This is a genomic window from Neisseria sp. HMSC061B04 (assembly GCF_001836705.1).
GTDB lineage: Bacteria > Pseudomonadota > Gammaproteobacteria > Burkholderiales > Neisseriaceae > Neisseria.
The window spans coordinates 44,462-56,820 of the sequence record NZ_KV830173.1; the positions used below are offsets into that span (position 1 = coordinate 44,462).

Annotated in this window: 12 protein-coding genes; 1 reads left to right on the plus strand and 11 read right to left on the minus strand. The window is 50.2% G+C overall.

Annotated elements, in window-relative coordinates:
- Nucleotides 1-122: 122 nt before the first annotated feature.
- From rep to HMPREF2661_RS01110, 4 genes are all read right to left on the minus strand, one after another.
- Nucleotides 123-2,123, minus strand: coding sequence for a DNA helicase Rep (rep, locus tag HMPREF2661_RS01095; protein WP_070822126.1), 2,001 nt, complete (start codon nt 2,121-2,123; stop codon nt 123-125).
- 91 nt (nt 2,124-2,214) lie between these two features.
- Nucleotides 2,215-3,150, minus strand: a complete 936-nt coding sequence (locus HMPREF2661_RS01100; RefSeq protein WP_070822127.1) for a dihydroorotate oxidase — start codon at nt 3,148-3,150, stop codon at nt 2,215-2,217.
- A 226-nt stretch (nt 3,151-3,376) separates the two neighbouring features.
- Entirely contained in the window at nt 3,377-4,558 is a 1,182-nt protein-coding gene (locus HMPREF2661_RS01105) for an acetylornithine/succinyldiaminopimelate transaminase (RefSeq protein WP_070822128.1), read from the minus strand.
- A 112-nt stretch (nt 4,559-4,670) separates the two neighbouring features.
- Complete coding sequence (locus tag HMPREF2661_RS01110; RefSeq protein WP_070822129.1) at nt 4,671-5,615, minus strand: class I SAM-dependent methyltransferase; 945 nt, start codon at nt 5,613-5,615, stop codon at nt 4,671-4,673.
- Nucleotides 5,616-5,952: 337 nt separating this feature from the next.
- Here HMPREF2661_RS01110 and HMPREF2661_RS01115 point away from each other — a divergent pair, with 337 nt between their 5' ends.
- Nucleotides 5,953-7,362, plus strand: coding sequence for a DEAD/DEAH box helicase (locus tag HMPREF2661_RS01115; RefSeq protein WP_070822130.1), 1,410 nt, complete (start codon nt 5,953-5,955; stop codon nt 7,360-7,362).
- A gap of 129 nt (nt 7,363-7,491) precedes the next feature.
- Here the strand turns inward: HMPREF2661_RS01115 and leuB are convergent, their stop codons facing one another.
- From leuB to HMPREF2661_RS01150, 7 genes are all read right to left on the minus strand, one after another.
- On the minus strand, nt 7,492-8,562 hold the full coding sequence (leuB, locus tag HMPREF2661_RS01120; RefSeq protein WP_049349474.1) for a 3-isopropylmalate dehydrogenase: 1,071 nt from the start codon (nt 8,560-8,562) through the stop codon (nt 7,492-7,494).
- Nucleotides 8,563-8,628: 66 nt separating this feature from the next.
- Nucleotides 8,629-9,492, minus strand: a complete 864-nt coding sequence (locus HMPREF2661_RS01125) for a DUF1444 family protein (protein ID WP_070822131.1) — start codon at nt 9,490-9,492, stop codon at nt 8,629-8,631.
- A 38-nt stretch (nt 9,493-9,530) separates the two neighbouring features.
- Nucleotides 9,531-9,992 (minus strand): NanQ anomerase/TabA/YiaL family protein, encoded by a 462-nt coding sequence (locus tag HMPREF2661_RS01130; RefSeq protein WP_049349469.1) that lies wholly within the window; start codon nt 9,990-9,992, stop codon nt 9,531-9,533.
- A 91-nt stretch (nt 9,993-10,083) separates the two neighbouring features.
- Nucleotides 10,084-10,752 carry a DUF2625 domain-containing protein gene (locus HMPREF2661_RS01135; RefSeq protein ID WP_070822132.1) on the minus strand — a complete coding sequence of 223 codons (669 nt, stop codon included), beginning with the start codon at nt 10,750-10,752 and terminating at the stop codon, nt 10,084-10,086.
- A gap of 68 nt (nt 10,753-10,820) precedes the next feature.
- Nucleotides 10,821-11,462, minus strand: a complete 642-nt coding sequence (leuD, locus tag HMPREF2661_RS01140) for a 3-isopropylmalate dehydratase small subunit (protein ID WP_003677355.1) — start codon at nt 11,460-11,462, stop codon at nt 10,821-10,823.
- Nucleotides 11,463-11,507: 45 nt separating this feature from the next.
- Nucleotides 11,508-11,873 carry a VOC family protein gene (locus HMPREF2661_RS01145; protein WP_049331002.1) on the minus strand — a complete coding sequence of 122 codons (366 nt, stop codon included), beginning with the start codon at nt 11,871-11,873 and terminating at the stop codon, nt 11,508-11,510.
- Between the two features lie 103 nt (nt 11,874-11,976).
- Nucleotides 11,977-12,231: a hypothetical protein gene (locus HMPREF2661_RS01150; RefSeq protein ID WP_070822133.1), complete on the minus strand. Its 255-nt coding sequence runs from the start codon at nt 12,229-12,231 to the stop codon at nt 11,977-11,979.
- Nucleotides 12,232-12,359: the final 128 nt, after the last annotated feature.

Sequence of the window (12,359 nt, forward strand, 5' to 3'; positions counted from 1 at the left end):
AGGATTGGGCGAAATGGCGTTGGATAGGTGCGACGACGTAAAGTGAGGATTATTGGATGGTTGTTTGTGATTTTTTGCTGACAATAAGGCCGTCTGAAACCTTGTTTTCAGACGGCCTTGCCTTATCCTTTCTTTTTATTCCCCAGCATATCCAGCAAGCCTGCTAAATGACTTTTGCCTTCTTCCTTGCTCACAATCGGATCGCCGCCTTTGCGTCCTAAAATCTTGATGTCTTCCTGCGGCATTTCGTCTATGAAGCGGCTGGGCTCGGGGAATTGCCATGTGCCTTGTTTTTTGCGTTTGAGGCAGTGGGTCAGTGTAAGCTGGCGTTTGGCGCGGGTGATGCCGACGTACATCAGACGACGTTCTTCTTCGACATTGTCTTCTTCGATGCTGTCGTTGTGTGGCAAGATGCCTTCTTCGCAACCGACAAGGAAAACGTAGGGGTATTCCAAACCTTTGGAAGCGTGCAGTGTCGAGAGTTTGACGGCATCGACTTCTTCTTCGCCTTTACCTTCTAAAAGCGTCATTAAGGCGATGGTTTGGGCAAGTTCGATGATGTTTTTGCCGTCCTGCTCGCCTTTGCGTTCCAGCCAGCCGGTCAGGTCGGTAACGTTGCGCCATTTGATTTCGCCTGCTTTGCCTTCTTCACTGGCAAGCAGGTGGTTTTCGTAGTCGATTTCTTTCAGTAGGTTATGAATAAGCTCGCCTGCTTCGCTGGTTTCGGCTTTGGCGCGGTAGTTTTCAATCATGTCCATGAAGGCTTGCAGGTGTTGGCGGTTGGTGTTGTTCAGCAAAGCAAGGGCTTCTTCGGTTTGCGCGGCTTCATACAGGCTGCATTCGTGTTCGTGCGCGTAGGTGTTGAGCTTGCCCAGCGTTACATCGCCGATGCCGCGTTTGGGCGTGGTCACGGCGCGCAAGAAGGCAGGATCGTCGTTGGGGTTGGCAAGCAGGCGCAAATAGGACAAAACGTCTTTGATTTCGGCTTTGTCGAAAAAACTTTGTCCGCCGGAGAGCTGGTAGGGAACGCGTGCGCTGCGCAGGGCTTCTTCAAAAATCCGCGCCTGATGGTTGCCGCGGTATAACACGGCGAAATCGGCGTATTGGGTTTTGTCGCCGCCGACCAGCTTCTGCTTGACGATTTGGCTGACAACCCAGTCGGCTTCGTGCTGCTCACTTTGACAGGCAACGACTTTGACGATTTCGCCTTCGCCAAACTGCGACCAAAGTTTTTTCGTGAACAGCTTGGGGTTGTTTTCAATCACTTTGTTGGCGATTTTGAGAATCCGCGCGGTGGAGCGGTAGTTTTGCTCCAGCTTGATGACTTTCATCTGCGGATAGTCTTCCTGCATTTTTCGCAGGTTTTCCATGTTCGCACCGCGCCAAGCGTAGATGGACTGGTCGTCGTCGCCGACGGCGGTAAACATGCCTTCCGCGCCGGTCAAGAGCTTCATCAGCGTAAATTGGCAGGTATTGGTGTCCTGACATTCGTCAACCAACAGATAACGCAGCCGCCGCTGCCATTTGTTGCGCACTTCGCTGTTTTGCTGCAACAGCACGGCGGGCAGACGGATTAAGTCGTCGAAGTCCACCGCCTGATAGCTTTGCAGGGTTTCCTGATAGCTCGCATAGACGCGCGCTGTTTGTTGCTCCCACACATTGGAGGCCGTCTGAAGTACGTCTTCGGGCGTTTTTAAATCGTTTTTCCACAGGGAAATCTGGTGCTGCGCTTTGAATACAGCTTCTTTGCCCGTGCCGCCCAAGAGTTCGCCGATGATTTTCGCGCTGTCGGTAGAGTCGAGGATGGAAAAGTTTTTTTTGTAACCGATTTGATTGGCCTCTTCGCGCAAAATCTTCATGCCCAAAGAGTGGAACGTGCAAATCGTCAGCCCGCGCGTTTGCGATTTGGGCAGCATTTTGGCGACGCGCTCCTGCATTTCCGTAGCGGCTTTATTGGTGAAGGTAATCGCGGCGACGGTATGCGGCAGATAGCCGACATTGACAATCAAATGCTTGATTTTTTGCGTAATAACGCCGGTTTTGCCGCTGCCTGCGCCGGCAAGGACGAGCAGGGGGCCGCCAAGATATTGGACTGCGGCTTGCTGTTGGGGGTTGAGTTTCATTGAAGGGGGAAGACGGGTAATGTGGGGAACAATTATACAACAAGGCCGTCTGAAATTTTCAGACGGCCTTGGGCGTTTTTTAGCGTAAACCTTATGCCAAATATTTCAATTTGCCTTTGAAGTCTTCCAGTTTTCCATAGCCTTTTTGCGCCATGATGGCTTTTAATTCAAGGGAAACCCGTTCAAAAATACCTACGCCTTGCTGGTGTAGCGCCGTGCCGATCTGTACCATGCTTGCGCTGCACAAGATGTGTTCAAAAGCATCCCGGCCGCTGTAAACGCCGCCTGTTCCAATGACTTGAATAGACGGATCCAGTCTTTGATAGAACGCGTGGACATTGGCGAGCGCAGTCGGTTTGATATATTGGCCGCCTATGCCGCCGAAGCCGTTTTTCGGGCGGATGACGACGGATTCGTCTTCGATATACATGCCGTTGCCGATGGAGTTGACACAGTTGACGAATTTTAGGGGATGGCGGTTGAACACTTCCGCTGCTTGATCGAAATGGACGATATCGAAATATGGCGGCAGTTTGATGCCTAAAGGTTTATCGAAGTAGCTGAAGGCTTCGCTCAAAATCCGTTCGGTGGTTTCAAAATCATAGGCGATTTGCGGCTTGCCGGGGACGTTTGGGCAGGAAAGATTGAGTTCGGTAATGCCGTTGAATCCGCTGTTTTGCACTTTTTTCAACAGCGTGTGCGTTTCATCGGGCGACATACCGACCAGTGAGAGGAAAAAAGCCCTTTGGGGATGAGACTCTTGAAGGGTAAGCAGGTAATCCAGATAGTAATCAATGCCTTGGTTTGGCAAGCCCATCGAATTGATGCTGCCGAGAGGAACATCGTGATAACGTGGCTCGGGGTTTCCTTGACGGGGGGTAAGCGTTGCGGTCTTGGTAATGAAAGTGCCTGCCGAAGACTGTCTGACCGCTTCCAATTCTTCAACAGTCATGCATGACACCCCAGCGGCATTCATCAGGCAGTTGTCAAAGGAAAAACCGGCGATTTGGGTTTTCAACGATACCATCTCCTGCTCCTTTTCTTCGTAAAATCAAATTGTTTGCCAAGCGTAGCACGAAGAGGCGGTATGATTTTTAACAAACATCAAATGACAAAGCATGTAGGCGGATGTTGTTTTCAATATTGAAAAAGGCCGTCTGAAAAACTTAAACGGTCTTTCAGACGGCCTTTATTATATGGCATCAATTAGGGAATAAAAGCTGTCGGCTGATTTGGCTATTGGGCTTTGAAAATCAGGCCAACCATTCGTTCAAAGCCGCTTCAAAACGTTTCAAGCCTTCGGCCATGTCTTCATCGTTCAGCAGAAGGCTGGGGGCGAAACGCACCACATTGGCTCCGGCAACCAGTACCATCAGGCCGTGTTTCAAAGCGGCGGCGGTAATTTCCGAAGCCTTGCCTGCGTATTCGTCTGCCAACACGCAGCCGAGCAGCAAGCCCATGCCGCGGACTTCTTTAAATACGCCGGTTTTTACGCCTATTTCACGCAAGGCCGTCTGAAGTTTTTGGCCTTGTTGCTGAACGTGTGTCAATGTTCCAGGCGCATTGATGATGTCAAACGCACGGCTGCCGACCGCGCATGCCATCGGATTGCCGCCGAAAGTCGAGCCGTGCGTCCCCGGCCCGAAGGTCGGGGCGATTTTATCGGTGGTCAGAATCGCACCGATGGGGAAACCGCAACCCAAGGCTTTGGCGGAGCTGATGATGTCGGGTATGATGCCGTAATGCTCGTAGGCAAACAGTTTGCCTGTATGGCCCATGCCGGTTTGCACTTCGTCCAAAATTAGCAAGGCGCCGTGTTTGTCGCACAAACGGCGTGCGGCTTGCAGGTATTCTTGAGAGGCAGGCAGAATGCCGCTTTCGCCTTGAATCGGCTCGATAATCACGGCGCAGGTTTTGTCGCCGACGGCGGTTTCCAATGCGGCAATATCATTAAATGGAACATGGGTAATATCTGACGGCAGCGGCGCGTAATCTTTGCTGTATTTGGGCTGGCCGCCGACGGATACGGTAAACAGGGTGCGACCGTGGAAGCTATTGAGGCAGGAGATGATTTCGGTTTTGTGTTCGCCAAAATGATCGCGGCCGTATTTGCGCGCCAGTTTTAAAGCGGCTTCATTGGCCTCTGCGCCGGAATTGCAGAAAAACACTTTGTCGGCGAAGGTGTTTTCGACCAATTTTTTGGCCAATTCTTGCGCCGGTTGGGTGGTGTAGATATTAGAAATGTGCCAGAGTTTTTGCGATTGTTCGGTTAAGGTTGCGACTAAATCGGGATGGCAATGCCCCAGTGCGTTCACTGCAATACCGCCTGACAGGTCAATGTATTCTCGTCCTTCGGTATCCCAAACCCGGCTGCCGAGCGCGCGTTCCGGAATCATGGGGGCGAATGAGAAATTGGGCGTCAGGTAGTTTTGCATGTTCTTTTCCTTTTGATATTGTCAACAATTTTTTCAATTATGCGCTTATTGATTGAGAGATTCAATATGGCAATCAGGCCGTCTGAAAACTGGCTTTCAGACGGCCTGATGCTTATTTATGCTTGATTTCCCAGCATTGATGGATTTTTTTGTTGCGGAAATCGTCGGGAACGGACTGCTTGGAAATGTCTTTGACGGCGTATTGCTCCGATACCGAGTCATCCAAGACGAAGCTGCGCAAGTTGTTGGAGAAGTACAAAATGCCGTCTGAAGCGAGCAGGCTCATCGCACCGGCTATGAGTTTTGGGTGGTCGCGCTGGATGTCGAGGATGTCGAGCATCTTTTTGCTGTTGGAAAAGCTGGGCGGATCCATGACGATCAGGTCGAACTTTTTGCCTTCGGCGGTGGCATTTTGCAGATATTGGAACACATCGGCGCGGACGATTTTGTGTTGTTCGGGGCTGATGCCGTTGAGTTCAAAATTGCGTTTTGCCCACTCGAGATAAGTGTTGGATAAATCGACGGTTTCGCTGGATACCGCGCCGCCGGTGGCGGCATAGACGGTGAAGCTGCCGGTGTAGGAAAACAGGTTGAGGAAGCGTTTGCCCGCTGCGGTTTCGCCGACTTTTTTGCGTGTGTTGCGGTGGTCGAGGAAAAGGCCGGTGTCGAGGTATTTGTCGAGGTTGACCCAAAACTTGCGGCTGTTTTCCGTGATGACGAAATCATCGCCGGTTTTGCCGGTTTTCTCGTATTGTTGCAAACCTTTTTGGCGTTCGCGGCGCTTGAGGTGGATTTGTTCGGGAGAAAAACCGGTCACAAAACCGATGGCTTCCAATACATCGGCAAGCCATGCTTCATACTCTTCGGGCTGCATCAGCCAGCCAGTATCGTATTCCTGAAGGTGGATTTGGTCGCCGTAAACATCGACGGCGAAGGGGAATTGGGGGATGTCGCGGTCGTAAATGCGCCAGGCTTCGATATTGTTGCGTTTGGCCCATTTCATAAGATGTTTGATGTTTTTGCCCAAGCGGTTGGCAAAGGGAGTAATGTCGGTCATGGTTTCAGACGGCCTGAATAAGTATTGGGAAGGGGTTGGATTTTAACGCACTTGATGCCTTTTTGCTTGACTGTTATCCATAAAATCTATATTATCCGCCGTTCGCCTTTTGATACGAAGCCATCGTCATCCAACCTAAACCGCCGTTTCGGGCGCGTTTCTTTTATTGCTTGCTTATTGGCAAAGCCTTTTCTGTGCAGGTTGTCGTCGATGTTAACCACAAGCAAGATGCTTGCGACAACCCTGTAACTTCACATTTCCCGTATCGTTACTTTCCTTTGCTTCAGGTCGTCTGAAACTGTTCAGACGTGCGCGTTGTTGTCTCTTTAGGATAGCCATGTCTATTAAATTTGCCGATTTGAACCTTGATAAAAACATCTTGTCCGCCGTGCGCAGCGAGGGTTACGAAAGCCCGACGCCGATTCAGGCGCAAGCGATTCCGTTTGCTTTGGACGGACGCGACATTATGGCTTCGGCACAAACTGGTTCAGGCAAAACCGCAGCCTTCTTGCTGCCGACTTTGCAAAAACTGACCAAACGCAGCGAAAAACCGGGCAAAGGCCCGCGCGCTTTGGTATTGACCCCAACCCGCGAACTGGCGGCGCAAGTCGAGAAAAACGCGCTGGCGTATGCCAAAAATATGCGTTGGTTCCGCACCGTCAGCATTGTCGGCGGCGCATCTTTCGGCTACCAAACCCGCGCCCTGAGCAAACCGGTTGACCTGATTGTCGCCACGCCGGGCCGTCTGATGGACTTGATGCAAAGCGGCAAAGTCGATTTCGCCCGCTTGGAAGTGCTGATTCTGGACGAAGCCGACCGTATGTTGGACATGGGCTTTATCGATGACATTGAAACCATCGTTGAAGCGACGCCGAGCGACCGTCAGACTTTGTTGTTCTCCGCCACTTGGGACGGCGCGGTCGGCAAACTGGCGCGCAAACTGACCAAAGATCCTGAAATCATCGAAGTTGAGCGTGTGGATGATCAAGGCAAAATCGAAGAGCAGCTGTTGTACTGCGACGATATGCGCCATAAAAACCGTCTGCTCGACCACATCTTGCGCGACGCCAACATCGACCAATGCGTGATTTTCACGTCCACCAAGGCCATGACCGAAGTCATCGCGGATGAATTGTACGAAAAAGGTTTTGCCGCCAACTGCCTGCACGGTGATATGCCGCAAGGCTGGCGTAACCGCACGCTGATGGACTTGCGCAAAGGCCGCTGCAAAATTTTGGTTGCCACCGACGTTGCCGCACGAGGTATCGACGTACCGACTATTACCCACGTTATCAACTACGACTTGCCGAAACAGGCTGAAGACTACGTTCACCGCATCGGCCGTACCGGCCGCGCAGGCCGTACCGGTATTGCGATTACTTTTGCCGAAGTGAACGAATATGTCAAAGTACACAAAATCGAAAAATACATCGGCCGTAAATTACCTGAGCTGACCATTGAAGGCATGGAGCCGACACGCAAACGCAAATCTGCCGGCGGCAAACCGAAAGGCAAAGGCGGCTGGGGCGATCGTAAATCAGGCGGCTGGCGCGGCGATAAGAAACCGGCTAAAGAAGGTTTCGGCGGTAAAGCTCGCGGCGAAGGCCATAAAAAAGACGGTTTCAAGAAAGAAGGCTTTAAGAAAGACGGTTTCAAGAAGTCTGATGGTTTCAAAAAAGGCGGCGAAGGTTTTAAAGGCAAACGTAAGGCTAACGACGGCTTTGGCGGCAAACATAAAAAAGGTTGATTGCTTCAATCTTAGGGCCGTCTGAAATAAGACGAAAGGGCGTGTAAAGACACGCCCTTTTTTATGTTTCCGAGTTTTTACATATAAAAAAAGCATGGGATTGGTCCCACGCTTTTTTCAGACGGCCTCTTACAAAGCGGCCAATACGGCATCGCCCATTTCTGAGCAGGAGACCAGTTTGGTACCTTCTTCGTAAATGTCGCCGGTACGCAAGCCTTGTTGCAGTACTTTTTGTACGGCGTTTTCAACCTGTTGCGCGCGTGCTTCGTCGTTCAGGCTATAACGCAGCAGCATGGCAAGAGACAATACGGTCGCCAGCGGATTGGCTTTGTTTTGACCGGCAATGTCAGGAGCGGAGCCGTGAGACGGTTCGTACAGGCCTTTGCCGTTTTCGTCCAAAGAAGCAGAAGGCAGCATACCGATGGAGCCGGTCAGCATGGAAGCTTCATCAGAGAGGATATCACCGAAGATGTTGCCGGTGGCAATCACGTCAAATTGTTTAGGCGCGCGCACCAACTGCATGGCTGCATTGTCGACATACATATGGGAAAGCTCGACATCAGGATATTGCTTGCCGACTTCTTCAAAGATTTCGCGCCACAGTTCGGTGGTTTCCAAAACGTTGGCTTTGCCTACGGAGCAGACTTTTTTGCTGCGTTTTTGGGCGGATTGGAAGGCAACGTGGGCAATACGGCGGATTTCGCTTTCGCTGTATTTCATGGTGTTGTAGCCTTCGCGTTCGCCGTTTTCCAAAACACGGATGCCGCGCGGTTCGCCAAAGTAAATATCGCCGGTCAGTTCGCGTACGATAAGGATGTCGAGGCCGGCTACGATTTCCGGTTTCAGAGTAGAAGCGTTGGCCAGCTCGGGATAAAGGATGGCAGGGCGCAGGTTGGCAAACAGATTCAAGTCCTTACGGATAGCCAACAAGCCGCGCTCAGGACGCAGCGGACGGTCGAGATTGTCGTATTGAGGAGAACCGACTGCACCAAGCAGAACCGCATCGGCTTTACGGCAAAGGTTTTGCGTGAATTCTGGATAAGGATGGCCGTATTCGTCATAGGCTTCGCCGCCCAAAGGCGCATATTCGTAGCTGACATCCAAACCTTGTTCGATAAGTTTGTCGAGTACACGGACGGTTTCTGCAACGATTTCAGGGCCGATGCCGTCGCCGCGCAAGATAGCGATATGTTTGGTCATTTCGGGTTTCCTTATGGGAAGGTTTTAGGTAAAGGGCAGGTCGTCTGTTTTTCAGACGGCCTTAAATCAATTTGCTCTGAAAACGCTGATTGTACCATTATGGTACTGGTAAAGCTGGGTAGAAATTGCGTAGGCAGAGTCTTCAAATGCCTGCAGGGCAATATTCGCCATCGCCTGCAAAGCTTCTTCATCGGACGGGCTGCAAACGAGTAGGGCGTTGCGCGCCGGGACTGCAAAAACGGGGTTGGCCGGCAGCATAGGATCGTCTTTAAGTACTTCGTCCAAAAGCAAAATCAGGGAAGCATCATAATCGTTGTCCAAATGGATTTGAGTCAATGACCAACCTTCGGCATGATGAATTTGGACACGTCCATTCATCCGTTGGCGCAAATTATCCATGGCGGTACGATACAAGGCGTCTTCATCTTCAATACCGGCCTCTTTCATATGCTCACGATTGAGCGTATGCATGGATTCTTCCGTATCCACCATATAAAGCAACATGATATCGCCTGCAATCGGTTTGTATACCAGGTAATCGGCAGGCTCGTCTTCGTCCGTATTTGTAATCAGTCTGACGTTTTCCAGATAAATCGTATTTTTAATCGTCGGAAGAATTTGTTGTGCTGAAACACTGGCATCAGTGTCCTGAATCTTATCGATAACCGCTAAATTGGCAGCAACAATAGCTTCCAAGGCCTCGGGATTCTGCAGATAACTTGTGTAATGGTTGCTCAAATATGTGCTGAACGATGCTTCATCATCTTCGGACAACTGGACGATGATAGGCGAAGAAGCAATGTTTTCGCCCCAGTCGATTTTCGCCTCAAGATCCAATTCTTCTTGGATACGACGGGCAAAGTATTCGACAAATTCCTGCCAAGTCATTAATTTAGGTTTGGAGCGGAACAACCTGCTGAAAAAAGACATATTGTGTCCTGGATAAGGAAATAAGGCCGTCTGAAAGATTATAGGCGTTCGGTTTCAACACGGATTTTAAAAACAACTTTGCGTATGTTTGCTCTGTCGCCGACCAATGGGGCATGCGCATCATTCGGGAAAAATAGCGCAAATTCGCCGGGCTCCAAGGTCAGCCAGGTTTCCGGCTCGCAGTCGAAAAATTCGATATCACGTTTTTCTTTGTAGCCCAAACCGTTTTTCAGACGGCCTCTGTCTATCCAGCCATATGTTTCGCTGCCATCAATCGGCGTTTGAATATCAATGTGTTTTAAGTGCGCTTCAGGCTGAGCTTCGCCTTGAGTCCTCATCGGCTCGCTGCCGATAAAAATACGGATATTGGGATTCTCGCACGGCACTTGGCCGTCCGGCAGATTGGCAAAATCTAGGTTTTGCAACAGATAGAAGGCTTCAGCAAAGTCGGGGTGCAGGGCAGCATAGCGGGTGGCATTGCTTATGGTGTCGGTAATCATGGTGTGGTTAGGTAGAATTAAACTTCAGACTAATACGTTTTTAAGGATGCTTTATTTGAATTGTAACAACAAGGCCGTCTGAAAATGCTTTTTATGGAGTTGTGTTTTGCAAATCCAAAGTGGAAGCATAATGTTCCGCTATGGGAACACGCTTACGGCTGACTTGGTTTATATCGCTGCCTTCTTCAGTCCATAAAAACGGAAAGAACGTATAAACGCTGTCGCCATTCAAATCACGGATTTCTTCGCGCCAATTTTCCCAACGCAGGTTTTCGTAAAACAACTGCAAATCGCCGGTCAATGCCCAATTTAAGAAGTCACCATAACCTTTACCGCAATCTTCCCATTCCAAGGTATCCGGCGGCAGGTAGAAAACATTACCTACTTTGCCATTCAATCCCCCACCATTAATCGCAAAATAGCCGCCCGCGGCATCATCGGCAAACAGATAATAGGGAGCAGGGCCTGCTGGCTCGGATTGTGTGCGGCCCAGATTCCAACTTCCCAAACCACGGGGTAGCTTCGCGCTGCCAGAACCCAGTATCCGCAACCAGCCGTCATCGATAAGGATACCGCCGGTTTCATAAACGACAGCACCCATAAACGAACGTATCGTTACTTGGGTTTTGACAAGTTCTTCCTTTGCCTTTTCAAGCGTACGTGGCAGAACTTCAATACTGTTTGTCGCTTCTGCAATCCACTCTTGAATCAATGGCCACGCAGGGTCTTGGGTTTGGATTAATTCGTCGAATGATCTCATGGACTATCCCAAAGCATTCAGTAAAGGCCGTCTGAAACACTTACATTTTTCAGACGGCCTTTTGTATATCAACCGTTAAACAGCCAAGGCTGGCTTTGACGGCGTTTTTCTTCGAAGGCGTGAATTTCGTCAGCGTGTTGCAGGGTTAGGCCGATTTCGTCCAAGCCGTTTAAGAGGCAGTGTTTGCGGTGTTCGGTAATATCGAATGTAAATGTTTCACCGCTAGGGGTGGTCAGGGTTTGCTCGGCAAGGTCGATGGAGAGCTGATAGCCTTCATTGGCTTCAACTTCTTTGAAAAGCTGGTCAACCTGTTCTTCTGTCAAAACGATAGGCAAAAGGCCGTTTTTGTAGCAGTTGTTGAAGAAGATGTCGGCGAAGCTGGGGGCGATAACGGCGCGGAAGCCGTAGTCGTCCAATGCCCAAGGGGCGTGTTCGCGTGAAGAGCCGCAGCCGAAGTTTTTGCGCGTCAACAGGATTTGCGCGCCTTGATAGCGTGGTTGGTTCAGGGAGAAATCGGGGTTCAGCGGGCGTTTGCTGTTGTCCATGCCCGGTTCGCCGTGGTCGAGGTAACGCCATTCGTCAAAGGCATTAGGGCCGAAGCCGCTGCGTTTGATGGATTTCAGAAATTGTTTGGGGATGATGGCGTCGGTATCGACATTGCTGCGGTCGAGCGGGGCGACAATGGCGGTGATTTTGGTAAAGGCTTTCATGTCAGATTCTTATAGTAATAATGGGAAATTTTATGGCTATTCGGGTTAGCGCGTGCTGTGCAAACCGATTCGGTTGCCTTCTGTATCTTCGATAAATGCTGCAAAGCCGTTGGCAATGCGGAATTTCTCTTGTAACAGTTTGCCGCCTGCTGCAACGGCTTTTTCTGCGGTTTCGGCACAATCCGGGCAATTGAAGAAAATGGTCGTTCCACCGTGGCCGGGTTGGGCATTGCTGTCGTGCCAAATCATGCCGGCCGTGCCGTGTTGGGTGTAATCGGCTGGGAAAATGATGAAACGGAATCCGTTGCCGCCAACGTCTTGCAGGGGCTTGCCGAATACGGATTCGTAAAAGGCTTTGGCGCGATCCAAATCATGAGCGTGAATACCAAACCAGCTTGACGGATTACTCATTGTTTCTTCCTTTGATTGGAATCGTGAAAATGTCTGAAAAATTAATAATGTATCAGGTCGTCTGAAACGGAGTCAGGAGCTTCAGACGGCCTGATTTACCGAATTATTCGGTAGCGGCTTCGATTTTTTCTCCAACATGGCTCATGCCGCGGCCTACTGCATTGCCGCCTTTTTTAACGGCTTCTTCAGTTTTATCGGCTACGCGTTCAGCGGTTTCTTTGGTTTTGTCGGCTACACGTTCTGCAGTTTCTTTGGTTTTATCCCAGTTGCGGTTGGTGTCTTCTTTTGCGCCGAACCAAGTGCTGGAACAAGCGGTCAGGATGAAGGCTGCGGCAGCCAATGCAAACAGTTTTTTCATAGTAGATTCCTTTCAAGTTATCAATGATTAAGAAGGTTTTCAGACGTTTTTCGCAATACAATAGGAAAACTTACTTGAGCAAGGTATTGTTTCAGACGGCCTGATCAATAAAGGCCGTCTGAAAATAC